This window comes from Alteromonas antoniana (genome assembly GCF_019249295.1).
GTDB classification, from domain to species: Bacteria; Pseudomonadota; Gammaproteobacteria; order Enterobacterales; family Alteromonadaceae; genus Alteromonas; species Alteromonas antoniana.
Window position 1 is genome coordinate 24,547 of sequence record NZ_JAESDH010000001.1, and the last position, 25,030, is coordinate 49,576.

Sequence of the window (25,030 nt, forward strand, 5' to 3'; positions counted from 1 at the left end):
TTTTTATGCAAAACGTGAAGAAGATTGTACTGGCCTATTCCGGTGGATTAGACACCTCGGCCATCATTCCCTGGCTAAAAGAAAATTATGGCTGTGAAGTGGTCGCCTTCGCGGCTGACGTGGGTCAGGGTGAAGAAGAACTTGAAGGCCTGCACGAGAAAGCCATTGCCACGGGCGCCAGTGAATGCCACATCGTGGACTTGAAAGAAGAGTTTGTGAGTGAGTACATTTACCCCACGATCACGACCGGCGCGGTGTACGAAGGTGAATACCTGCTGGGAACGTCAATGGCACGTCCGGTGATTGCCAAAGCGCAGGTGGAAGTCGCCCGTAAAGTTGGCGCAGATGCGCTTAGCCACGGCTGTACCGGTAAGGGCAATGATCAGGTGCGCTTTGAAAGTACCTTTGCCGCCCTGGCTCCTGACTTAAAAGTTATCGCTCCATGGCGTGAGTGGGACATGGTTTCCCGTGAAGATTTGCTGGCCTATCTGGCCGAACGCAATATCAAAACCACAGCGTCTGCTACCAAAATCTACAGCCGCGATGCGAATGCCTGGCATATTTCCCACGAAGGTGGCGAACTGGAAGATCCGTGGCAGGAGCCGTCGAAGCAGGTATGGACTATGACGGTGGACCCGGAAGAGGCACCGGATAAGCCAGAGCGCGTCACGCTGTCGTTCAACGAAGGCAAGCTGACGCATGTTAACGATGAAGCCCTGTCGCCCTATCAGGCGCTGGTGAAGCTCAATACACTTGCCAGTGCCCATGGTGTTGGACGCATTGATATTGTCGAAAACCGTCTTGTGGGTATGAAATCCCGCGGTTGCTATGAAACCCCGGGCGGCACAGTGCTGCTTAAAGCGTACAAAGCGCTGGAAACCATGGTACTGGATAAAGCCGCGCTGAAGTACCGCGAACAGATTGGCCTGGAGTTTTCTCACGTCATGTATGACGGACGCTGGTTTACCGCATTGAACGATGCCCTGCTTGCCGGTGCCGCCTCGTTTGCGCAAAAAGTTACCGGCGACATTGTGGTGAAACTGTACAAGGGACAGGCGACGGTCACGCAAAGACGTTCACCGAACAGTCTGTACTCAGAAGATTTCGCGACGTTTGGTGCCGATGATGTTTACGATCAGAAACATGCTGAAGGCTTTATTCGTCTGTTCAGCTTATCCAGCCGCATCGACGCACTGAAAAAACAGGGTTAAAGGAGCAACACATGGCATTGTGGGGTGGCCGGTTTGCCGGCGAAAGCAGCAGTATGTTCAAACAGGTAAACGACTCGTTGCCGTTTGATCAGGTAATGGCAGCGCAGGACATGCAGGGCTCTATCATCTGGTCACGCGCGCTAAAGAAGGCGGGCGTACTGACTGATGACGAGCAACAACAGCTGGAAAATGCGCTATCGGCAATGAAGCAAAAGGCCGAGGCCGGCGAACTCGATTTCAGTGCCAGCAGCGAAGAAGACATTCACAGTTTTGTCGAAGCCGCGCTGATTGACGAGCTCGGTGACATTGGCCGCAAGCTGCACACCGGCCGCAGCCGTAATGACCAGGTCGCCACCGACTTTCGGCTGTGGGTACGCGAGCATGTCGATTCGCTTAAGCAGGACCTTCTCGGCGTGATCCGTGCGCTTCTGAATGTGGCCTCACGCCACCAGCAGGCGATCATTCCCGGATACACTCACCTGCAGCGCGCACAGCCTATTCACTTTGCACACTGGTGCTTAGCGTATGTAGAGATGTTTAAGCGGGATTTAAGCCGTCTAAGCGATTTGAAAGCCCGCATGAATCAGTGCCCGTTAGGCTCTGGCGCGCTGGCAGGGACGACCTACCCGGTTGACCGTCACGAGATAGCCGATGCGCTGGGCTTTACTTCGCCCTGCCTTAACAGCCTGGATGCTGTATCTGACCGTGACTTTGTACTGGAGCTTCTGTTCACCGCCTCCACCAGCATGATGCATTTATCGCGCATGGCAGAAGACATGATCTTCTACAATTCTGGCGAAGCAGGCTTTTTGCAGTTAGGCGATACCGTTACGTCAGGCTCGTCTTTAATGCCGCAGAAGAAAAACCCGGATGCGCTGGAACTGATGCGCGGCAAATGTGGCCGCGTATTCGGCTCATTGCAGGCACTGCTGGTGACCATGAAAGGCTTACCGCTGGCCTACAACAAAGACATGCAGGAAGACAAAGAAGGCGCAATTGATACGGTAAACCAGTGGCATTGCTGTTTATGCATCGCCAGCGAGGTACTTGATTCTACCGGCCTTAACGAAGATCGCTGCCGTGAAGCTGCAACGCAGGGCTTCGCCAACGCCACCGAGCTTGCCGATTATCTCGTAGGTAAAGGCATTCCGTTCAGAACCGGCCACGATATCGCCGGTAAAGTGGTTCTGCTGGCCATAGATAAAGGTTGTGCCATCGAGGACTTACCGCTTTCTGATTTGCAATCTGTCTGTGACAAAATTGACGAGGACGTCTATCCGGTTCTTCAGTTGGAGTATGGCGTAAACCAGCGAAATATTCTGGGCGGAACGAGCGCCGAGACAGTGACCAAAGCACTGTATCAGGAGCTCGAAAATCTGGACAAGTTAGGATAACGCGCGCATGGTGCTGGCACATCACGATGGTATCAAGCTGTTCAGAAGCTCGCTGCCCTATATCAACGCCCATCAGGGTAAAACCTTTGTGCTGATGTTCGGTGGCGAGGCCATTGAACATCCTAATTTTCCCAATATTATTCACGATATCGCGTTGCTCAATAGTTTGGGCGTTCGTGTCGTGGTTGTGCACGGTGCCAGACCACAAATCGACCAGCGTGTCGCATTGCGCGGCATTGAAGGTCGCTTTGAAGAAGGCGTCAGGGTGACTGACAAGCAAACGCTGGAATGCGTAAAAGATGCCGCTGGCTCGGTACGCTCGCAAATTGAAGCGCTGATGACCATGGGGCTGCCCAACTCCCCCATGCACGGCTCGCAAATTCGGGTGTGCTCGGGGAACCTGGTCGTTGCCAAACCTATGGGCGTGCGCGGCGGTATCGACTTTGAAAATACCGGACAGGTCCGCCGCATCGACACCACGGGCATTAACGATCACTTAAACGACGGCTCGATAGTGCTGCTCTCGCCCATGGGATACTCCTCCACCGGCGAGGTGTTTAACCTCTCTCATGAAGACGTAGCCACACAGGCTGCCATTGCGCTTAAGGCCGACAAGCTGATTGTGTTTTCAAACTTCGACGGCATTTTTAATCGTGACGGCAAGTTGCTTCGCACCATTGAGCGCCCACAACTAGAGCAACTCATTTATCAGGGTGACATCACTACCGAATCGACGGTGCTTAGTGCCCTTACCACCAGCGTGGCCGCCGGCATTCCCCGCGCGCACTGTATCAGCTATGAAAAAGATGGTGCACTGCTGCAGGAGTTGTTTACCCGCGACGGTGAAGGGTCGCTGGTTATGGAGCACCATTACGAGCAACTTCGCGGAGCCACCATCGAAGACGTAGGCGGCATTCTCAACCTCATTAAGCCACTGGAAGAAAGTGGCGTGCTGGTAAAACGGTCCCGGGAACGTCTGGAGAGCGAGATTAACCAGTTTATTGTCATAGTGCGTGACGGTATGATCATCGCCTGCGCTGCGCTTTATCTTTACCCTGATGACGGCTGTGCAGAACTGGCTTGTGTTGCCACACATCAGGATTACCGCGGTAAAAACCGGGGCGAGCGTATTCTGGACGAAGTGCGTAAGCGGGCTATGGATGCCGGCATTAGTCGTCTGTTCGTATTAACGACCGTAACGGCACACTGGTTCCTTGAACAGGGCTTCGCACCCGCGGATATCAGCGCTTTGCCTGCGGTAAAAAAAGAGTTGTACAACTTTCAGCGAAATTCAAAGGTCTTTACGCTGACGCTATAGCGTTCACTAAGGCGGTCACTCGCCGCCTTCTTCTCACCCTTTAGCCCTCACACCTTAATGCTTACTTGCCATTGCATCTGTTTTACGTTTAACTGGTTTGACCAGAATCAAAATCACGATACCATGCATCAGGATATAAGCATTACCTGCAAGGATAATACGCCGCTTGCAGCCACGCTATTTGTACCGGAATCGCCTAAGGCCGCCGTCATGATTGGCCCTGCAACCGGTATCAAACGCCAGTTTTATTTCAACTTTGCAAACTACCTCTGTGAGCAGGGGTTTGGTGTAATCAGTTTTGATAACAGAGGCATTGGTGAGTCACTTAAGGGGAATATCAGGAACAGCGACGCGAGTCTGGTATTGTGGGGCTCACAAGACATGCCTGCCGTACTCTCTGCGCTTCAGCAACGGTTTCCCTCTGTACCCCACTTTTTAATGGGACACAGTGCCGGCGGACAGCTTGCTGGCCTGATGCACAATGTCACCGAACTTTCCGGTATGTTCAACTTTGGCAGCTCGTCGGGCAGTCTGCGCAATATGGCAATGTCCTATAAAATCAAAGCACACTTTTTTATGAATGTGTTTATTCCACTGAATAACCTTATATTCGGACATACTAAGTCGCATCTGGTCGGCATGGGTGAACCGTTACCCAAGCAGGTAGCCCGCCAGTGGCAGCAGTGGTGTAACGGACAAGGGTACGTAAAGACGGCATTTGGCAACGAGGTAACACGACACTGGTACGATACTGTCGATTTCACTTCGCACTGGTTACTTGCCAGCGATGATGATATTGCCTGCGAGCGTAATGCCCGCGATATGTTAACCGTCTATCCAAACATGCCTGCCGAGCTTGAAATTATCGAACCGCAGCAGCACGGGCTTAAAGATATTGGTCATATGAAGTTCTTTTCCCGCCAGTGTCAGTCGCTGTGGCCTAAGGCTACGTCTTTTTTTGAAGGGCACCTGCCGCCTTCGATTTTAGCAGGCTGATCTGTTAGAGAGTGTTGACCTTTGTTCATTATTTATGTTGGTGGCTAAAATGGTTGAAAACAAGGCGTCGTTGACGCCGTTTGGCAATCCAAATAAGTCAGCGACAACGCAGTTAGCAGCCATTTTAGTCCCAACACTCTCTAGTAATCTCATGATATCTGACGTTTAACGTCGCCAGTTTGCCGTATATTGCGCACATCGAAGAAGCATCGTAGTAAAATAGTAACGTTTATCGGGGGAGTAGCTCGCCTGCGCCAGCAGGAAAGCGCGTCAACATAGTTGTGCGAAAACGGCACATGGCGCGTTTATATCTTTTGAAAATATGAGCGAGACCTGAGACACAATACATCCCAATGTGGCGGGAGGATGTTGCGTGTCTTTGGTCACTATCCCGCCGGTATTGTTTCATGGACGCATTTCTTACATCTACAACCGCCGTCACCCTTGCAGAAATTGGTGACAAAACGCAGCTCCTCACCCTACTTCTGGTTTCCCGGTTTCGCAATCCTGTTGCCCTGATCCTCGGCATTTTGACCGCCACACTGCTAAATCATGGGCTCTCAGCGTGGATGGGACAGTTTATTGGCTCGTTCATGTCGCGGGACACCGGCAATCTCATTCTGGGTATCAGCTTTATTCTCATGGGAGCGTGGCTGCTAATACCGGATAAACCGGAAAACGTTCCCGGCCGGTTTGACCATCTGGGTGCCTTCTGGGTAACTACCATATTATTTTTTCTGGCGGAAATCGGCGACAAAACGCAGGTTGCAACCGTGTTGCTGGCGGCGGAATACCAGTCCGTACTGTGGGTCACGGCTGGCACCACGCTGGGAATGCTGCTGGCTAACCTGCCAGTTATTTACTTAGGGCAAAAGCTGCTCGACATCACCCCGGTGCGCGCCATACAAATGGTGGCATCAGGATTGTTCATCACACTAGGTGTGGTGACATTATGGTAGTAAGTGGTTGTCGTGCTTTTTACACCTAAGCCGCCCGTCACTACGTCACTCTGAATTGGGATGGTGGCCTTTTTGGCGTTTGTATACCCGAAACGGGGAGAGGGCAGACGCGTCTGCACTCTCCTCTCGTGCGTCATCACCCTTTCAGCGCCTTGGTTACATCCGCTTTGCTGTGTCGCTCTTTCAACTGTGCATCGTCGCCCCAGGTTTTATTGACGATAACCCCACGTTGTACTGCCGGCCGCTCAGCGATTTGTTTCGCCCAGCGCTGTAGATGCTTATACTCATCAACCTGCAGGAAGGTAGCGGCATCGTATAGCTTCCCAAGAACCAACCCACCATACCACGGCCAGATGGCCATATCGGCAATCGAGTACTCCTCGCCCGCCATGTACTCGTTAAACGACAAATGCTTATCCAGAACGTCCAGCTGACGCTTGGTTTCCATCGTAAAACGGTTTATCGGATATTCCATAGGATACGGGGCGTAATTGTAGAAGTGTCCGAAACCGCCGCCCAGATACGGCGCCGATCCCACCTGCCAGAACAACCAATTACGGCATTCGGTTTTGGCAATCAGATCTTCCGGCACAAAGCGCCCAAACTTATCCGCCAGGTACTGCAGGATGGAGCCTGACTCAAACAATCTGATGGGGGGATTATGACTGTGATCCATCAGCGCCGGGATCTTCGAGTTGGGGTTGACCCCAACAAATCCACTGGAAAATTGATCGCCGTCGCCAATGTGTATCATCCAGGCGTCGTAATCAGCCGCTTTTTCACCGGCCTCCAGTAACTCCTCCAGCATGATGGTTACTTTCTGGCCGTTTGGCGTGGCCATCGAGTAAAGCTGCAAATCGTGCTCGCCCACAGGCAGTGCCTGCTCATGTGTCGGTCCGGATATGGGGCGGTTAGTTTTTGAAAACTGACTACCGTCTTCCTTTTCCCAGGTCCAGATTTTCGGGGGGGTATAACTCTTGTCACTCATTTCGCAAACTCCTTTACCATCAGAACAAAAAACTGATTGTGTGACATACCTATACGTCAAACTGTGGATGAGGATTTGCGAAAAAAGGCAGATAGCTTAAAAAATGCTGGCGGCAACCTGAACAACGGCAAAGTGTGGAATTTTTAACGAGCATCCATACACAGAAAAGCCGGCTCAAATGGCCGGCTTTAAAGAATAAAAGGCGGGCAATCCTTTGTCCGCAAACTGTTACACTTACTCGATAGTCAGTGTTGTTGTCTCTTTTGCCGTAACGGTAGTTTCATCCGCCGTCATCAGCATAAATCCATCTTCTTCATCTTCGTCCGTTTCCGGCTCATCGAAAGAGGCCAGGCAGGAGAAAGACACCGTATAGTCACCTGCGGGGACAAAGCCTGCGACAAACTCATACTCTTCAGATGTCGCGTTATAAGTCACTGGCGCGATAGTAAACGGGCGAACTTCATCATCGTTTTCAGACGCATCGGCATCATCACCAAGCATCGTCGTATCCAGGTCGTTTCCTTCGTAAACGTAAACTGCATTTCCCGCAAACGGATCAGCCTTGGCTGCACACTCTGGCGCCAGCACTAACGCTTCGCTCACCGTGCCGGATAACGTACCGACGGTGTCGTTTTCAACCAGACGAACACCACGAGGTTTCAGGAAAATTGCTTCCTGGCCTTGCGGGTCAACCAGACTTTTTCGTAAATCAAACTCGACGGTGTAAGCAGCCTCAAATCCGGGTAGCGCAGTAAAGCCGTCCAGTTTCAGCTCATTACTTGGTACGCGTAATGGGAACGTGCCATCATCCATTACGATGTAAGAATCTTCTGTCACAACCAGTCTTAACTGACTGTATTCACCCGCGTCTATTTCGGTGTCGTCAACAATGGGCTCAAAGGCCTCACCCTGTAACTGAAGCAAATCAATCATTTTAGGGTTGCCATCGTCGTCCTCGACATTAATTGTCACAGGCTCACCATTTCCGGTAAGTTCAACTTCGTCAAAATACACCACAACCTGCGATGCATTATCTACCGGGGCATCAGACACCGCTAAAGAGAATTGGCTGGTCGTGGGCTCGGGAGTAATGTCATCATCGCCTCCTGAACTTCCACCACACGCCGTCAGCGTTGCCAGTGCGGCCAGGATCAAAGTGGTTGAAGAGGCAATTTTGAACTTTTGAGAACTTTTTATATTCATACGGGTTACTCCTTACTACTTTGGTTTTGAATAACACGTATCGTGCCAAAACAAAATAAAACCTAAAAATCAAAAACTTAGCTATTATTGAGGAAGGAGCTATCTAATTAAGGCTACGAAGTTGTTGCAAACAGGCAACACTTTTTTACAGATTTAGCGCAAGTCGCTTTCGCTCCCAGTTAGGACGGGAAAACCGGCGGCTAGCGATGCTTTGGCTGACTATTTGACGTGGTATAACGGGCATCCCCGCACTTTTTTATTAAGCGGAGGCCTGATAAAACAAAGGAAGAGGGTGACGCTAATCATCAACACCCTTGCCTGAAAAGGCCAAACCAGAAACGTATAGACACGAACACAGCATTACGGGCGTAAGATAACGTGACTGACGATAATGAGATCAACGCAGCCTAGCAGGATGGAGAGATATCAGGCACAGGCGTAGACCAGCCGTCATAAATTTCTATCAGCTCACCGGAGCAATAGAGAGATTCAATGCCGTTCTCAAATTGCTTGCGTAACAATACGCCCTCGGTCGTTTTTGCAAACAGAATATAGTGGGGCTCTACCGTAAGTTGACCGATAGCAAAATCACCTGGTTCGTAAACGATGAGGCTTTTTTCCATCGTTGCTGCCATCCGACTACTCGTATCAATGTAGTAATCAATAGGCCTGTTTCCGGAAATCAGCAATAAAAAAGCTTCCGACGAACTATCCACTGCCATTCCGTTCAGAAACGGGTAGCGCTGAGTCAATGTATCATTTTTGACGGCAGGCCAGACGCCAAATAACCCTTGCAGGCCGTCTGCTCCACTCGACAAGTTAATGCGTGCCCTGCGATACATGACCATTTCTGACTGATTGATAATGGGATAATGAGGCACAGCAAGCCCGTCAAGCACCTGGGCTGCACCAAGCAGTTGTGCCTCCCCAGAAGTCAGCATGCTCTGCGCTCGCTTAAGGGGAAACTGCTGATGCAGGATCTCATACCCTAAAGGTTCATAAATGGCGTTAAGAATATCGAATATAAGACTCTTGCTACTGCCTGCTGGATCATCTGCTTCCCAGTCCGGAGATACCCAGACTAATGGCTGTGCGATGACCGGACTACCAGTTATCAACAACACCACCAGCATGATTATGCGTTTCAAGCTGCCCGCTCCTCTTGTTAATTCCTCAACAACAAGTACAGCAACAGATAATGAGGTGAAATGACCAGAACTGGCCAAATGAAGGGAAAGTGTATACTTTTTTAAGGTTTTTTAAAACCCTTTGAATTACAGAGGAAATGGTCCGGCAGCATACCAGTACACTGCCGGGTTTCGGTTAAATACTTACCCGTTTATACGGGCGATATTCCGCGTTCCAGAAATTCTTATCAATACTGTTTTTCAAAGCATCATCAGACATTTCCAGTGCCAGTTCCTGCTGCATAGCAACCTTACCGACAGCAAACGCAATTTGTTTACTTAGATCAGCTATCTCGGTAAGTGGTGGTAATAAAGCACCAGTGCCTGTATTCGCAAGCGGAGAGGCATTCGCCAGAGCCGTACTGGCGGCCATCAACATTTCATCACTGATAAGGCGCGCTTTTGTTGCAATAACACCAAGACCAATTCCCGGAAAGATATAGCTGTTGTTACACTGAGCGATGGGGTACACCACGTCATTATGCTCAACCGGTTTGAACGGACTTCCTGTCGCAATGACTACCTCACCGTCAGTCCACTCGATAACCTGCTCTGGTCTGGCTTCAACCTGACGTGACGGATTGCTTAACGGGAAGATGATCGGCAACGAATTATGCTGTTTCATTGCTCTTACAACCTGTTCCGTGAACAGTCCCGGTTGTCCTGAAACACCAATGAGAATGTCCGGCTTCGCGCAGTGCACTACGTCCAGCAATGACGCGTACTCACCACTGAAGGTCCAGTCGGCAATATCCACTTCTGACTGCTGCAGCTTCTGCTGGAAGTCGCGCAGCCCTTGCATACCTTCTGTCAGCAGGCCAAATCTGTCTATCATAAAGACCTGCTTTCGTGCTTGCGCGTCTGGTAATCCTTCGTGCACCATTTGCTGGATTAGCATTTCGGCAATACCGCAGCCTGCAGAACCAGCACCAACAAACACGACTTTCATATCTGATAGCTTGCGCTCGGTGGTACGGCAGGCCGCCAGGATCGTGCCCAGTGTCACAGCTGCGGTGCCCTGGATATCGTCGTTAAAACAACAAATGTTATCGCGGTAACGATTCAGAATCGGCATGGCGTTTGGCTGCGCAAAGTCTTCAAACTGAATCATGACTTCCGGCCAGCGGCGTTTTACCGCCTTGATGAACATGTCGATAAATTCGTCATAATCTTCCTGACTTATGCGCGGATGCCGTGCGCCCATGTACATAGGATCGTTCAGCAGTTTCTCGTTATTGGTGCCGACATCCAGCATGACTGGCAACGTGTAGGCCGGACTGATCCCGCCACAGGCGGTATACAGCGATAGCTTTCCGATTGGGATCCCCATGCCACCAATCCCCTGGTCTCCCAGTCCTAAGATACGCTCACCATCAGTGACAACAATCACCTTCACTTTGCGTTTCGTAGCATTGCGGACGATATCGTCCAGTTGATGGCGCTCCTCCCACGAGACAAACAGGCCCCGTGAACTACGATAAATATCTGAAAACTGTTCGCACGCATCGCCAACCGTGGGGGTGTAAATGATTGGCATCATCTCGTCGATGTACTTCTGCACGAGGCGATAAAAAAGTGTCTCGTTATTGTCCTGAATGGCACGCAGATAGATGTGCTTATTTAGCGCATCATCAAAGGTGCTGTACTGCATGTATGCACGCTCAACCTGCTCTTCGACAGTTTCATAGCGTGGTGGCAACAGGCCAGTCAGATTAAAAGCGGTTCGCTCTCTGGCGGTAAAGGCACTGCCTTTATTCAACAGTGGCGTCTCCAACAGAGACGGCCCGGAATGGGGAATATAAAGATATCGTTTTGACTCTTCTGACATTGATTTTCCGAATGTATTTTCAGGCAATTGTAGTGCCTGAGCCAGATTTTGCGTAGGTTAGAAAATCTCTTCCGGCTCAGGTGTTTCGGTTTCTTCTTCGACGGCAGGGTCTACCACTTCATCGTCACGAACGTAGACGTTAGGTTCAGTACCCTGAATAAAATATTCGAATAGTGTCGTATGGTCTGTCCTTCGGGTCAACTTCCCACTGGTACGATCAATACGCACGCGAACGATATCCTCTGGGATCGGCATAGGGGAATGGGGTTTTTCAGCCAGTGCCACTTCCATAAACCGGATCCACGCAGGACCTGCCGCTTTCGCACCATCTTCAGTACCTATCAAGGCATTGCCTATCCAGTTAAATTTTTCAGGATTGCGGTTTATCAGGTTTTGGTTGCGGGTGGCCCGCCCCAGCTGACGGTTCATATCATCAAAGCCTACCCAGGCGGTGGCAACAAGATCTCTCTGAAAGCCACTGAACCAGGTATCGCGGGAGTCGTTTGTTGTACCGGTTTTGCCGGCAATATCAGTTCTCTGAAGAATGTTGCGAGCCCGCCAGCCCGTACCCAGCCAATACGTTTTCTTATTCCAATTGCCGTTAGCTCGCACGCCTGTGCGCATCATTTCACCTACCAAAAAGGCATTCTGAGGGGAAATAACCTGAGGTGCAGAGACCTTCACATCTTCATTTTCACTGGTTACCACGCCAGTTTGGTTGAGCTCTGCCGCAAGGCGTGCCTCGATATCGTCTTCCGGTATGTCGGAATCCTCTGTCATGGTGTCATCAGTGCATGGATCACATGCCCATACCGGCTGGGTTTTCCACAATAACTCGCCCTGCTCATCCAACACCCGGTCTATAAAGTGAGGACGTATCAGAAACCCGCCATTGGCGATAACAGACATACCCCGCACAACTTCCAGCGGCGTATGCGAACCAGACCCGAGCGAGACGGTTTCATCCAGGGGGATATCTTCACGATTAAAACCGAATTTCGTGAGATGATCGGCGGTTTCCTGCAATCCAACGCCGCGAAGTAAACGCACAGAAACCACGTTCTTTGATTTACCTAATGCCACGCGCATACGGATTGGGCCATCGTATTCCGCTGGCGAGTTCTGAGGTCGCCAGGCTACACCCGTAGCAGCATTCCACTGGTTTATCGGTGCATCATTAATAATGGTTGCCAGCGTATAGCCGTTCTCAATCGCTGCTGAATACACGAAGGGTTTAATATTAGAGCCTACCTGACGCTTTGCCTGGGTCGCCCGGTTAAACTGGCTCTGATAAAAGCTGTATCCACCCACCACGGCCTGCACAGCACCGTTATGGGGGTTAAGCGCAACAAATGCGCCACTGACTTCAGGCATTTGTGCCAGTCGCCAGCTCCCTTCCTGCTTACGGATATACACTATCGCACCATCGGTCAGAATATCGCTCGCAGTTTCAGGCTCATTGCCCTGTCGACTGTCGGTGATATATTCGCGGGCCCAGTCTAAGCCTTCCCATTCGATGGTTCGCTGTTTCCCATATTTATCCAGCGTATCAATGGACTGCCCTTTTACCTTCAGTACCACAGCCGGCATCAGCGGCTTAATCTCTTCATAGTCAGCAAGCGCCTTTACCATGGCGTCGCTATCCCATTGATCTCTAACGGCAGGCCGCTGCGGTTTTTGCTCACCGGCATCAGCAGGGGACACTCTATCGTTTTCAGGCTCGGCGTCTGATTCAGCGGGTTTGTTCCAGAAGTAATCCAGTGGCCCGCGATAACCATGGCGCTCATCGTAGTCATGAAGGTTTCTCACTACGGCGTTTTGTGCAGCGATTTGTAAATCGGATGGCGCCGTAGCATACACTTGATACCCGCCAGTTTCGGCCTCGTCTTTGCCATACACTTCAACCATTTCCGAGTAAATCAGATCGGCAAGATAAGGGGCATCGACTTCAATTTCGGCGCCATGTTTGCGAGCAGAAACAGGCGCATTCGCTGCCTCGTCGAACTCTTGTTTGGTGATAAACCCTTCATCAAGCATTCGCATCAATACGATCCGACGACGTTCAAGGGAACGGTCTGGTCGGCTTATTGGGTTCAGAACGGAGGGCGCCTGGGGCAGCCCGGCGATGGTTGCAAGTTGCGCAAGATTGAGATCTTTAAGCGTTTTGCCGTAATAAACCTGTGCGGCGGCTCCAAAGCCGAATGCCCGGTGTCCAAGCTCAACTTTATTCAGATAAAGCTCGAGGATTTCATCTTTGGTCAGCTCCTGCTCCATATGCAGTGCAATAAAGATTTCTTTTATCTTACGGATGTAGGTTTTTTCACGGGTAAGAAAGAAACCTCGCGCCAGCTGCATGGTGAGGGTACTGGCGCCCTGTTGCTTCTCGCCAGTGATAGCCAGATTCACTCCTGCCCGGATAATACCGATAGGGTCGATGCCCTTATGCTTATAGAAGCGACTGTCTTCTGTAGCTAGCACGGCATCAATAAGTTGTTGAGGAACATCCTCAAGTTCTACCGGGATCCGCCGTTTAACACCATACTGAGAGATCAATTTTCCGTCATGCGTGTAAATGCGCATGGGAGTTTGCAGACGAACATCCTTAAGAACAGTGACACTGGGCAGGTCAGGTTTGATATAAAAATAGATACCTACTAACGCAGCCGTTCCTAGTACTCCGAGGACGATTACAATAAAAAAGAGGGGCTTAATATACTTCACGAATTAATGATACCAAGGCAAATTTGCCAAAATGACTTATATTTTTATACGTATGTGTCGTTAATAGAACCATAAATAACGAAAAAGTTGCGTAATATCCTAAGGTAGAGAAGTCACCTATGAATTCGGACACCAGCACATGAAATCGCTGTTTAAGAAAAAATTGCCCCCCATTGTGGGCGTAGACATAGGCACGCGTCAAATAAAAGCTGTGCTGTTAGAGCAGTCCGGCGATGGTTACGCGCTGCAGGGGTATGCATGCGAGCCAATTACCAAAAATGCATTCCAGGAGCGCGAAATTAAAGATTTCGAGCCTTTGAGCATTGCCCTTAAGAAGCTTAAAAAGTCTCTTAATACGCGTGTCAAACAAATAGCAGTCGCTGTGGCAGGAAGCTCGGTAATCAGCAAGGTGGTTTACATGGACCCGGATCAGAATGATTTCGAGCTGGAAAACCAGATCGAAATCGAAGCTGACAGCTTGATTCCTTATCCGCTGGAAGAAGTCTACCTGGATTTTGAAGAAATCGGTGAGAGCAAAAGCCACGTGGGAAAAGTCGATGTACTGCTAACAGCCGCGCACAAAGATCAGGTGGATCAGCGCCTGGTATTGGTGAGAGAAGCGAGTTTCGAACCGAAAATTGTCGATATTGAAGGCTATGCGTTAGGCAATGCCATTGACTTTTTCTATCACGGTGGAGAAGAAGATAAGTCAGTATGCTGCATTAACGTCGGCGCGTCTTTGCTTCAGGTTTGCGTTGTAGAAAACGGCAACGTCACCTACAGCAAAGAACATGCATTTGGCTTAAATGCGTTAATAAACGACCTCGCGGCCATCCACATGATTGAGCGAGAAGAGGCTGAGCGACAGCTGTTAAGCCACACCCTACCCTCTACCTGGGTTGAAGATACGTTACCGATTTTTGCTGCCAACCTGCAGCAAAACATAAACCGAGCGCTGCAGATGTATATGACGACACTGCACGCCGAACGGCCGTCTAAAATCCTCTTCAGTGGCGGCGCTGCGGTGTTATCTCCGCTCATTGAGATACTGCAGCAAGAGTTTGATATCGAGGTAGAGGTGTTCAATCCTTTTGATGGTATGAACATCAGCTCGAAACTGGATGCCGGTCAACTACAGGAAATCGCGCCGCAGCTGGCTATTGCTGCAGGGCTTGCGAGTCGGAGTTTTACGCCATGGCACATATAAATCTGCTTCCCTGGCGTGAAGAGCAACGTCAGCACCAGAAAAAACAATATCTGCTCGGCATGGTGGCTGTCGCAGCGATTGTTGGATTGATTTTCTGGTTTATCGGTCAGGCTATCGATCAACAAATCAAGCATCAGAATGCGCGAAACACGTACCTGGAAAAGGAAATATCTGCGCTGGATCAGCAAATTCAGGAAATCCAGAAGATTAAGGAAAGCAAGACCGCGATAGAACGTCGCATGGCGCTCATTGAGCAGCTTCAGGCGAGCCGGAATACCGCGCCGACCGTGTTCGATGAACTGGCCCGAATCGTTCCGCCTGGCGTGTCGTTCAGATCGATGCGTCGCACGGGTAATATCATCGAGATTGAGGGTATCAGCGAATCGAACAACCGGTTGTCAGACTTTATGCGTAAACTGGAGTCGTCAAAAGTGTTCACTGGTGGAGATTTATCCTCCATTGTCGCCGATACCAGTGCGAATGATGCTATCAGCGAATTTAATCTGAGATTTGGTATTAGTCCGCTGGTTGCGCCGGTACATCCGGTGGCCGCTACAAAGGAGGCAAAATAAGATGAAATTTGACGCCTCTAAATTAAAAGAGTTGAACGAACTCGACTTCGAACAAATCGCCATCTGGCCTAAAGAAGTCAAAATTGTGGTAACCGCTTTTGTTGCCATTGTGATTGGCGCACTGAGTTACTATCTGCTAATTAGCCCAAAACTACCGATACTGGATAAGGCGGAAGTAAAAGAGCAGGAATTAAAACTACAGTTTGAAGCAAAATACCGCATCGCGGTTAACCTGGAAGCGTATAAAGACCAGCTTGCACGCATCGAAGAGGACTTTTCGTCGATGTTGAAATCGTTGCCCACCAGCAACGAAACGCCGGGCTTGCTCGACGACATTACTTACGTTGGCACTACGTCCGGGCTGAACTTTAAAATGCTGAACTGGCAGCAGGAAATTCCGAAGGAGTTTTATACTGAGCTGCCGATTGAAATGGAAGTCTCTGGTCGATATCACAATTTTGGTGAATTTGTATCGAAAATCGCCGACTTACCACGTATTGTAACGCTGCACGATTTTACGATTGATAATCAAAGTGACCAGCTTCGCTTGCAACTGCAGGCAAAAACCTACCGTACGGCCAATGACGGCACGCAAGGGGGTGAAAAATGAGAACACCGCAACGTGTTGTAGTCGTGGCGTTCTGCGTCGGCGCTTTGTCGGCGTGTTCTCCGAAGCTGGATGACCTGCGAACCTATACTGAGCAGGTAAAGCAAACTACGCAGGTATCAATCGAACCTTATCCAGAGTTTGCTGAACAACCGGCTTTTGTCTATTCCGCACAGGATTTACGAAGCCCGTTTGTTCGTCCGAGGAATAAACAGGCGCAGGCAGAGGTTGTCAAAAAAGCCAACTGTTTGCAGCCGGATTTCAGTCGAAACAAAGAAAAACTTGAAGAATATGGTCTGGACGCGCTGTCGTTGTCAGGGAGTTTTACCTCACAAGGAAAGCGCTGGGCACTGTTTAAAACTAACGACGGCGGATTATATAAGGCCACAATTGGCAGCCATGTAGGGTTATTTCATGGCGAAGTGAAATCTGTAAGTCAAAACGAAGTAGTGATCGAACAATTGCTGCCTGACGGAGCGGGTTGCTGGCAACGTAAAGAGACGACGCTGACGCAAGCCTCGGCAGCAGGAGAAAATGGTAATGTCTGAACGATATATTTTTAATAAAAAACTTAACAGACGCAGCAAAAAATGGGCGTGGTTCGGCGGTTCTGCCGTAGCGTTATTTTTGTTTCAGGTGTTTGCCGAACCGGTGCACGCACAGGAAGAGCCGGTACTGCTGGATCCGTACGCAGAGTCCCAACAAGTATTCAATGCAACGCTTACCGACATTGGATTTACGCGGGCTGCAAAGAATACGGCAGTGACGACCCTGACTTTTGATGGCAGTACCGCGAATCCACAGCTGATTGAGTCAAAGGGACAACTGACTGTGATTTTGCCTGCCGTGGAACTGGCTGAGGATCAGTTAGTAGAACTCGATGTCATGCAATTCGGCACCGCCGTTTCTACCATTGAGACTTTTCAGGACGAAGACGCCTCGCGGGTAGTGATTTCATACGAAGGCCGGGTTTTTGCCCGCAATTCAGAGCAGGATAATACACTGCGTGTGGAAATCCAGCCCATGTCTGATGAAGAAATTGCGGAGCTTGATCAGAGCACCAAATATACCGGTGAGCCGCTGTCACTCGACTTCCAGGACGTGCCTGTACGAAAAGTGCTGCAAATTATTGCTCAGGTAAACGGATTCAACCTGGTCACTACGGATACCGTGTCAGGTAACGTAACCATCAGTCTGACCGGTGTGCCGTGGGATCAGGCATTAGACATGATCCTGAAAGTCAAAGGACTGGATAAGCGGTTAGACGGTAACATTCTGCTGATCGCTCCGTCGGAAGAACTGGCAGCCCGTGAAGCGCAGCAGCTTCAGTCGAAAAAGCAGGTCGCCGATCTGGCGCCGCTGAAATCGGCCAGTATTACGGTGAATTATGCGAAAGCCGCAAACCTGGCGACGATTCTCAAAACCTCAGAAGGTGGCATTCTGACCGAACGGGGTTCGGTGACGGTTGATGACCGAACCAATACCATTCTGGTGAGAGATACTCAGGAGTCAATTGACGAAGCTCGTCAGTTGGTCGACTCACTGGATATTCCGGTAAAACAGGTGTTGATTGAAAGCCGCATGGTAACAGTGCGCGACAATATCGACGAACAACTTGGCGTGCGCTGGGGTTTCAGTGACCGTCAGGATGATGACGGTGTGTCCGGCTCGATTGAAGGTGCGCAAACCATTGCGGGCGGGACGATCCCCAGCATCACTGATCGCTTGAATGTGAATCTGCCGGTGAGCAGCCCAGCTGGTCGCATTGGCTTTCAGGTAGCCAGCCTGGTAGATGGCACGATTCTCGACCTTGAGCTATCTGCGCTGGAATCTGAAAATAAAGGTGAGATCATCGCCAGTCCACGAATCACTGTGGCCAATCAGCAGGAAGCGTACATCGAACAGGGTACTGAAATACCTTATGTACAATCGACCTCAAGCGGTGCAACGTCTGTGGAATTCAAGAAGGCCGTACTGAGCCTGAAAGTGACGCCGCACATCACGCCGGACAACCGCATCATTCTGGATTTGGTAGTTACGCAGGATACCCGCGGCGAAACGGTATCGACGTCAACCGGCCCGGCTGTTGCAATTGATACCCAGGAAATTAAAACTCAGGTACTGGTGGAAAACGGAGAAACTGTTGTGCTGGGTGGTATTTTCCAGCAAATCAATACTGATGATGTCAGCAAGGTGCCTCTGTTTGGCGACCTTCCGGTTGTGGGTGCATTGTTTCGCAATACCGGGAAGCTATATCAGAAGCGTGAGCTGCTGATATTTGTGACGCCGAAAATCGTTGCTGAAACACTTTAACCGGAGCCAATATCGTCAGATTCAGGCTGTAGATAAATGTGTTTTCGTTGAAGGGCGCTGATTAGCGCCCTTTTTCTTTTACTAAACCATTTTAAATGATTGATTTTTAAAGATTTAGAATTAGGGTTCAACAAAACTTGCAACGCCTTGCAGTAAACTGAGATAATCCCGCTCTCGAAATTAAAGCGAGGTTAAAGGCGCAGTGCTTATTGAACGGTAGAATAAGCATGAATGAATGGGTGGCCAGACAGCGTTTTCCTAACACACCACCCCTAACATTAGAAAAGTTGTGATATAAGCAAATATGGCTGAAAAACGTAATATCTTTTTGGTTGGCCCTATGGGTGCGGGCAAGAGCACTATAGGCAGACACCTGGCAGATGAACTTCACCTTGAGTTTTATGATTCCGATCAGGAAATCGAGCGACGCACTGGCGCCGATATTGCCTGGATTTTCGACCTGGAAGGTGAAGATGGCTTTCGCAAACGCGAAGAGACTGTTATTAACGATCTGACAGACAAGCAAGGAATTGTACTTGCAACCGGTGGCGGTTCTGTGGTTAATAAAGCAGTACGCAACCGTTTGTCAGCGCGTGGAATTGTGGTGTATCTGCAAACGACTATCGACAAACAGGTAGCTCGCACACAACGCGATAAGCGTCGCCCATTATTACAGAACGGCGACCCGGAACAAGTGCTTCGCGATCTGGCTCAAGAGCGTAATCCTATGTACGAAGAAGTTGCAGACTACGTAGTAGATACCGACGACCAGTCTGCACGTTCCGTTGCAAACCAAATCATCAGCAAAATCGGTTTATAACCTATAGAAAGAGGAGCTACGCCCATGTCAACCTTAACTGTGGAACTTGGAGAGCGTAGTTACCCGATACAAATTGAAGCCGGACTGCTTAGCCAGCCCGGCTTTTTTGTGCCCTATATTCAGGGTCCTCTCGCCGTCATTGTGACCAACGAAACCATCGCACCGCTTTACTTGGCACAGGCCAAGGCGTGTTGTGGCGACAAACAGGTAGAAACTATTATCCTGCCAGATGGCGAGCAGTATAAAACGCTGGATCAGTTTGGCATAGTTATGACCCGTCTGTTGGAGATGAATGCAGCCCGCGATACCACCCTTATCGCACTGGGCGGTGGGGTTATTGGCGACCTTTGCGGTTTCGTCGCGGCCACCTATCAGCGTGGCGTGCCATTTATCCAGGTGCCTACCACACTGCTATCTCAGGTCGACTCCTCAGTAGGGGGAAAAACCGCGGTAAATCATCCGCTGGGTAAAAACATGATTGGGGCCTTCTACCAACCGGTATTCGTAGCGATTGACACCGACACTTTGCGGTCACTCCCGGCACGTGAATTCAGCGCCGGCATGGCAGAAGTGATCAAGTACGGCATTATTTATGATGCAGCGTTTTTCAATTGGCTGGAAGCGAATGCTGATGCATTAAAAACGCATGAGCAGGCGCCGTTAATTCAGGCTATTCAGCGTTGCTGCGAGATTAAAGCGGAAGTGGTAGCGCAGGACGAGCGCGAAGGTGGATTACGCGCCATACTCAACCTTGGGCATACTTTTGGTCATGCCATTGAGGCTGAACTCGGCTACGGAAACTGGTTACATGGCGAAGCAGTAGCAGCTGGTACTATAATTGCTTGTAATACGGCAATGCATCTTGATTGGTTTACAGCGTCGGAAACCCGTCGCGTCAGCGATCTTTTCCTTGCCTTCGACCTTCCCGTGAAAGGTCCGGAAAGCATGACAAAAGCCGACTACGTAAAGCACATGAAGCGCGACAAGAAAGTCGAAGCAGGCAACATTCGGTTCGTACTACCGCAGCACATCGGTAAAGCGGTAGTAACCAAAGACGTTACCGATGAGATCCTCACGGCTGTGCTTGCCTGATACCAACAGATGCCTTCACTAACGGTTTATCAGCCTGACTGACCAACAGGCAACACGCTGAGGGTACGCTCGTGCATTCTGAACTGCATGAAAGACTGGAATATTTAGTCAACTACTCGTCGCAACTGATCTTTGTGAGTGGCGACTCTATTGCGCAGCAACAGCGCACCTTGGAGGCGTTTGTCTTCCAACAGCACGACGATACAGAAATTGCCTATGTCACCGCAGAGCCAGAAATGGAACTGTCAGATTACCGTCGGCAGCTATGCAGGCAATTGCTTGGTCAGGTGGTTGGTAGCTACGTCAGACCGCTCAACGAACTTCTGTCCTCATTAAACCAGCATGAAGGTCCAATTCTCATCACCCTGACGCAAGCGCAGCATATGCCTGACAGGCTACTTCAGGAGCTCTGGGATTTAGTGTTACAAAGCCGTTTTGCAGGCAATAAACAGCATTTGAATGTACTGCTGTTCGGGGAAACGCAGTGGGCTGAGAATGCCAAACAGTGGCTTCCTGCAAAAAACACCGATACGCCACTGCTGATCAGCAGCCAGTCTGTGCACACGGAGCCGGAAAGCTCTGACTTAGACAAACTGATAGCCCGCAGACGGGAAGATTTTCAACAGCACATGGCAAGACGCTATGGCCAATCCCAGCAATCTTTCACTCCCCGGCTTAAGTCACCGTGGTTTCTTGCTGCGGTTGTGGTGGTATTCCTGAGTTTGTTTGGCTCACTCATCGCATGGCAATACGGAAACGATATCAGCTCACTTTTTGGTCCGCTAAAAAGCGAGCCGGCTACTGTGAGCAATGATACCGTCGCTCCAGGATCTGCGTTCGATAAAATCGCAGCGCCGCAAATTGATGCCACATCCATCCCGGCAGAGAACACGTCACCAGACAATACAGAGATATCGGGCCCCGGCAACGACAATTCGGGATTGGTTACACAGTGGAAGGACGCCGTCGACGCGCTGCCGCGGGTTAAGAGTAACGTCTCGGAAACGAGTAAGAGACTACCTGAAAACACCGAACAAGAGGCACCTGTTAACGTAGCATCATCGGCTAAGCCAGACACAGTTGCTGACAATCCAGTGACAGTCAGCCAGGACGTCATTAGCGATACTCCGCCACAGTCACAGACAAAGGCAGTGACGCAAAGTGAAACGGTGACGACAGACACAGTGACTACCGAAAGCCCGGCTAGCGACAATACCGACATCAAGAACGTGGCCTCCGATGCGCCTGAGCAGATCGTTGCTGACAATGATCTCGTCGCCAGCCTTGTGCGTCAGGACGACTTCATGTTGCAACTTGCAGGCATGAAAGATAACGCATTGCTCGCCCGGTTTGTCAGTGATAACAACTTAACCGCGCTGACCCATGTTTATCGTACACAACGCTATGGTGGCGATTGGTATGTACTATTATTTCATCAGCCATTTTCCTCATTGCAGGATGCCCGGCAGGCGCTTGCGTCATTGCCTGATTATCAGGGCCGCGAGAATGCTTTTGTCAAACGGGGGAATCAGATCCTGAACGAATTGAGAGTAGCGACGAGCATTTAGCGACGCAGAAAGCCGTTACATTGTGATCGAGAGCACTCTCTGTTGCGTAGGGATTTGTTTGATCCCCCTGCTCTTAATCTATGACACTCCACGCGAAAAGCCGCTCCGAATATGACCACCTGAATTCCCGTCCGGGGTCGTTGCAGTACGGCATTTTGGCTGGTGTTGCTTTAGTCATTGTGATTGCCAGTGTCTGGTCAGTTATCAATGGTCGTGCCGAAGGTGCTGCCTCGCCATTGTTTCTGGGTACCTACGGCGGTATGGTTTTCGTGTTGGAACTGTTTTCTGCAGTCCTGCTTTTCTCGCAATTCAGAAACACCGGCATTCTTACCTTTGGCCTACTTGCCTGCGCATACCTCTGGGTTGTGCTGATTTCCCCTTTTCAGGTTGCTTTGCTTGCCGGCGCGTTCGATCAGGTTAGCTTCATTGCCACAGCCCACTCGCAGGCCGCATGGTTGTGGACGTTCTGGCACCTCGGCTTTCCGATAATTGTCACTATCGCCATGTTGCTTGATGGAAGCTCCCCAATAGTCACAGATCAGTTTAAGAGCTGGGCGCTGCTTATCACTGGCTCAACGGTTGCGATTGCACTTGTTGCCATCGTTCCGACGTTATTCGGCTGGATAACCTATCCGGTACTGGTCAAAGACACGTCAATGTTCACATCGGGGCTGCTCGACATAATCGGGCCGCTGAATGTCATGCTATGCACAGCGGCGCTATTGACGATTATTCTGAAAGGCAAGCTTGCCAATGCCATTTACGCCTGGCTGGTAATTGCGATGCTCGCGACTGCCTGTGAGGGTGTGGTAGCTATTTACTCAGGCTCGCGCTTCAGTGTTGGCTGGTATGCGTCCAGAGCCCTTAGTCTGGTGTCCTCCTCAGCCGTTTTTATTGCTCTGCTTCTGGAAACGATGCACCTTTATCATAAGGTGATAAAACAAAATACCGCATTGCACGGGATGGCCAGCACAGACGGTTTGTCTGGCCTGGCAAACCGCCGGGCCTTTGATGAGCGCCTGGAGCAGGACACGCAGCGTGCCCAGCGGGACCATCTTCCTTTAAGCCTTATTCTTGTTGATATAGATAATTTTAAGCAGTTTAACGACACTTATGGCCACCCTAATGGCGACCGCTGTATCCGTCATGTGTCTGAAAAGATGGCGGCGACAATAAACCGCAGTACCGATTTCATCGCCCGCTTCGGGGGAGAAGAGTTTGCGGTTATCCTGCCCTCTCACACGCTCAACCAGGCGTTAACCGTAGCAGAAAAGCTTCGCACTGCCATTGAGCACGCTTTCGTGGAGCTCGACGATGGCAGCGACGTGCGTGTCACAGCCAGTTTTGGTGTAGCAACGACAAGCCCGCATTCGGATTATGACGAGCAGGCGCTCATCAACCGTGCCGATACCGCACTGTATCAGGCCAAAGCGTCAGGCAGAAATTGTGTTCGCACTCATCAACAGAGTGCTTTCACGGATGCGCATTCTACAGCGGAACTTGCGCACGGCCACACAAGGCGGGTTGAAGCATAACGGATTTATACCGTCTGCCCGCAGAGATAATGACGTTTACCAACAGACTCTTATCCACTTTGCCGTACCGATGCTTTCTGACGTGCGGTTATCCTTTGTCGTGACCAGACACTGCAACAAATTACTGGTTGCGTCAGTATTACGCTCTGCCCGGAACGAGTCATAAGGGCTCAAGAGTAGATTTACCAAGCGAATTACCATAAAAAAGCGCCTGCGATGAGTTTGCAGGTTGTCGCGATCTCCGATGCCAGATACAATCCTATTTTATAAGAGTGGTATCGTCGTGCCTGAACGTCTGTCATTAATCCTGGCATGGCCGCCTCAGCACATTCTGGAAATTCTGGAAGCCACCGCTTACATTCCGCGCGGGTAGTTTTAGTAGAGCATGATGCAGAAGAAAAACCGGGCCTTCCTTAAATGGGCCGGTGGCAAGTACAGTCTGGTTGAGCATATTGCAGCCAAGTTACCTCAGGCGAACAAGCTTATAGAGCCGTTTGTCGGTGCCGGCTCTGTATTTCTCAATACCCACTACAAGCGCTACCTGCTTAACGATATCAATCCTGATCTGATAAACCTGTATAACCTGTTAAAAGCACAGCCGGATGCGGTGATCCACGATGCCAGACAGTTCTTCACGTCAGACAACAATCAGGAATCTGTCTACTACGGGTTAAGAGAAGAGTTCAACACTACCACTGACGATTACTACCGTGCCATTCTGTTTTTATATCTCAACCGTCACGGATACAACGGCTTGTGTCGATACAGTCTGGCAGGCCGGTTTAACGTTCCCTTCGGCCGGTATAAAAAGCCGTACTTTCCTGAAGAAGAAATGCTGATATTTGCTGAGAAGTCGCAGCGCGCCACCTTTACCTGTCTGCCGTTTGAGAAAGTGTTCAGTCGCGCACGACGAGGCAATGTCATCTACTGCGATCCACCCTATGCCCCGCTAAGTAAGACGGCCGCTTTTACCAGCTATGCCGCGCGAAGCTTCGGCAATGATGCGCAACATAAGCTCGCCACTCTTGCACACCGAGCCTCAGCGGTACGTGGGATCCCAGTGCTGATTTCCAATCACGATCTGCCTCTTACCCGCGAGCTCTACAGAGGCGCTGATTTCAGTATGCTTTCCGTAAAACGTTCGATTAGTCAGAATGGGGCTTTGCGCAAACCCGCTGCGGAAATTCTGGCTTATTTTCCGCCTAATGAATCACTTCCGAAAAAGCCGGTACGCCGTCGCAAAAAAGCAAAAACTATCGCGGCAAACGCCACGCATATCACCCTCCCTTAGAACAGCTCCAACCTGTACCCGGCCAGCCAACGTCCGTAACAGTTTGCTTCAGGCAGACCATTTACCCGGCTTTCCGCTTCTCAGGCATAGCCTGCTTCGTACCTTAAACCGTTTTTTTTTGTTTCGCGACTCAAGCCATATGACAAATCAGATACCATCATAAAGGCATGTCAGGGGCGTATTAATACGAAGGGTGGTGTTAAATAATATCACCCCGCAA

General features: G+C 50.2%; 21 protein-coding genes. 16 read left to right on the top strand and 5 right to left on the bottom strand.

The genetic code is table 11. The annotated features are described in order from the left end of the window. Positions 1–5: 5 nt before the first annotated feature. The 5 genes from JKP77_RS00160 (at position 6) to JKP77_RS00180 (ending at position 5,878) form a co-directional block, all read left to right on the top strand. A complete protein-coding gene (locus JKP77_RS00160) occupies positions 6–1,211 on the top strand; it encodes an argininosuccinate synthase (protein WP_218309185.1) in 1,206 nt (401 codons plus the stop codon). Positions 1,212–1,222: 11 nt separating this feature from the next. Further along, positions 1,223–2,605 (top strand): argininosuccinate lyase, encoded by a 1,383-nt coding sequence (gene argH / locus JKP77_RS00165; RefSeq protein ID WP_218309186.1) that lies wholly within the window; start codon positions 1,223–1,225, stop codon positions 2,603–2,605. A gap of 7 nt (positions 2,606–2,612) precedes the next feature. Beyond that, positions 2,613–3,923, top strand: coding sequence for an amino-acid N-acetyltransferase (gene argA, locus JKP77_RS00170; protein ID WP_218309187.1), 1,311 nt, complete (start codon positions 2,613–2,615; stop codon positions 3,921–3,923). A 123-nt stretch (positions 3,924–4,046) separates the two neighbouring features. After that, positions 4,047–4,919 (top strand): alpha/beta hydrolase family protein, encoded by an 873-nt coding sequence (locus JKP77_RS00175; RefSeq protein ID WP_218309188.1) that lies wholly within the window; start codon positions 4,047–4,049, stop codon positions 4,917–4,919. Between the two features lie 407 nt (positions 4,920–5,326). Beyond that, on the top strand, positions 5,327–5,878 hold the full coding sequence (locus tag JKP77_RS00180) for a TMEM165/GDT1 family protein (RefSeq protein ID WP_218309189.1): 552 nt from the start codon (positions 5,327–5,329) through the stop codon (positions 5,876–5,878). A gap of 136 nt (positions 5,879–6,014) precedes the next feature. Here the strand turns inward: JKP77_RS00180 and yghU are convergent, their stop codons facing one another. From yghU to JKP77_RS00205, 5 genes are all read right to left on the bottom strand, one after another. After that, entirely contained in the window at positions 6,015–6,866 is an 852-nt protein-coding gene (gene yghU, locus JKP77_RS00185; protein ID WP_218309190.1) for a glutathione-dependent disulfide-bond oxidoreductase, read from the bottom strand. 234 nt (positions 6,867–7,100) lie between these two features. Beyond that, positions 7,101–8,069 carry a DUF4382 domain-containing protein gene (locus JKP77_RS00190; RefSeq protein ID WP_218309191.1) on the bottom strand — a complete coding sequence of 323 codons (969 nt, stop codon included), beginning with the start codon at positions 8,067–8,069 and terminating at the stop codon, positions 7,101–7,103. 407 nt (positions 8,070–8,476) lie between these two features. Further along, positions 8,477–9,217, bottom strand: a complete 741-nt coding sequence (locus JKP77_RS00195; protein ID WP_218309192.1) for a substrate-binding periplasmic protein — start codon at positions 9,215–9,217, stop codon at positions 8,477–8,479. A gap of 175 nt (positions 9,218–9,392) precedes the next feature. Continuing rightward, complete coding sequence (locus JKP77_RS00200) at positions 9,393–11,084, bottom strand: NAD-dependent malic enzyme (protein WP_218309193.1); 1,692 nt, start codon at positions 11,082–11,084, stop codon at positions 9,393–9,395. A 57-nt stretch (positions 11,085–11,141) separates the two neighbouring features. Continuing rightward, on the bottom strand, positions 11,142–13,805 hold the full coding sequence (locus JKP77_RS00205) for a penicillin-binding protein 1A (RefSeq protein WP_218309194.1): 2,664 nt from the start codon (positions 13,803–13,805) through the stop codon (positions 11,142–11,144). Between the two features lie 139 nt (positions 13,806–13,944). Here JKP77_RS00205 and pilM point away from each other — a divergent pair, with 139 nt between their 5' ends. The 11 genes from pilM (at position 13,945) to JKP77_RS00255 (ending at position 24,810) form a co-directional block, all read left to right on the top strand. Beyond that, complete coding sequence (pilM, locus tag JKP77_RS00210) at positions 13,945–15,012, top strand: type IV pilus assembly protein PilM (RefSeq protein WP_218309195.1); 1,068 nt, start codon at positions 13,945–13,947, stop codon at positions 15,010–15,012. Beyond that, positions 15,000–15,584: a PilN domain-containing protein gene (locus JKP77_RS00215; RefSeq protein WP_218309196.1), complete on the top strand. Its 585-nt coding sequence runs from the start codon at positions 15,000–15,002 to the stop codon at positions 15,582–15,584. Before pilM ends, JKP77_RS00215 begins: the two co-directional genes overlap by 13 nt. Position 15,585: 1 nt before the next feature. After that, entirely contained in the window at positions 15,586–16,194 is a 609-nt protein-coding gene (locus tag JKP77_RS00220) for a type IV pilus inner membrane component PilO (RefSeq protein ID WP_218309197.1), read from the top strand. Further along, positions 16,191–16,739 (top strand): pilus assembly protein PilP, encoded by a 549-nt coding sequence (locus JKP77_RS00225; RefSeq protein WP_218309198.1) that lies wholly within the window; start codon positions 16,191–16,193, stop codon positions 16,737–16,739. Before JKP77_RS00220 ends, JKP77_RS00225 begins: the two co-directional genes overlap by 4 nt. Continuing rightward, positions 16,732–18,504, top strand: a complete 1,773-nt coding sequence (locus tag JKP77_RS00230; RefSeq protein ID WP_218309199.1) for a type IV pilus secretin PilQ — start codon at positions 16,732–16,734, stop codon at positions 18,502–18,504. Before JKP77_RS00225 ends, JKP77_RS00230 begins: the two co-directional genes overlap by 8 nt. A 304-nt stretch (positions 18,505–18,808) precedes the next feature. After that, positions 18,809–19,324: a shikimate kinase AroK gene (gene aroK / locus JKP77_RS00235; RefSeq protein WP_218309200.1), complete on the top strand. Its 516-nt coding sequence runs from the start codon at positions 18,809–18,811 to the stop codon at positions 19,322–19,324. A gap of 24 nt (positions 19,325–19,348) precedes the next feature. Next, the gene (gene aroB / locus JKP77_RS00240) at positions 19,349–20,416 is read left to right on the top strand and encodes a 3-dehydroquinate synthase (protein ID WP_218309201.1); all 1,068 of its coding nucleotides are present in this window, start codon (positions 19,349–19,351) and stop codon (positions 20,414–20,416) included. A 71-nt stretch (positions 20,417–20,487) separates the two neighbouring features. After that, a complete protein-coding gene (locus JKP77_RS00245; RefSeq protein ID WP_218309202.1) occupies positions 20,488–21,984 on the top strand; it encodes an SPOR domain-containing protein in 1,497 nt (498 codons plus the stop codon). Between the two features lie 80 nt (positions 21,985–22,064). Then, the gene (locus JKP77_RS00250) at positions 22,065–23,519 is read left to right on the top strand and encodes a sensor domain-containing diguanylate cyclase (protein ID WP_218309203.1); all 1,455 of its coding nucleotides are present in this window, start codon (positions 22,065–22,067) and stop codon (positions 23,517–23,519) included. A gap of 244 nt (positions 23,520–23,763) precedes the next feature. Further along, positions 23,764–23,892 carry a hypothetical protein gene (locus JKP77_RS22465; protein WP_274608599.1) on the top strand — a complete coding sequence of 43 codons (129 nt, stop codon included), beginning with the start codon at positions 23,764–23,766 and terminating at the stop codon, positions 23,890–23,892. 12 nt (positions 23,893–23,904) lie between these two features. Then, entirely contained in the window at positions 23,905–24,810 is a 906-nt protein-coding gene (locus tag JKP77_RS00255) for a Dam family site-specific DNA-(adenine-N6)-methyltransferase (protein WP_218309204.1), read from the top strand. Positions 24,811–25,030 lie beyond the last annotated feature (220 nt).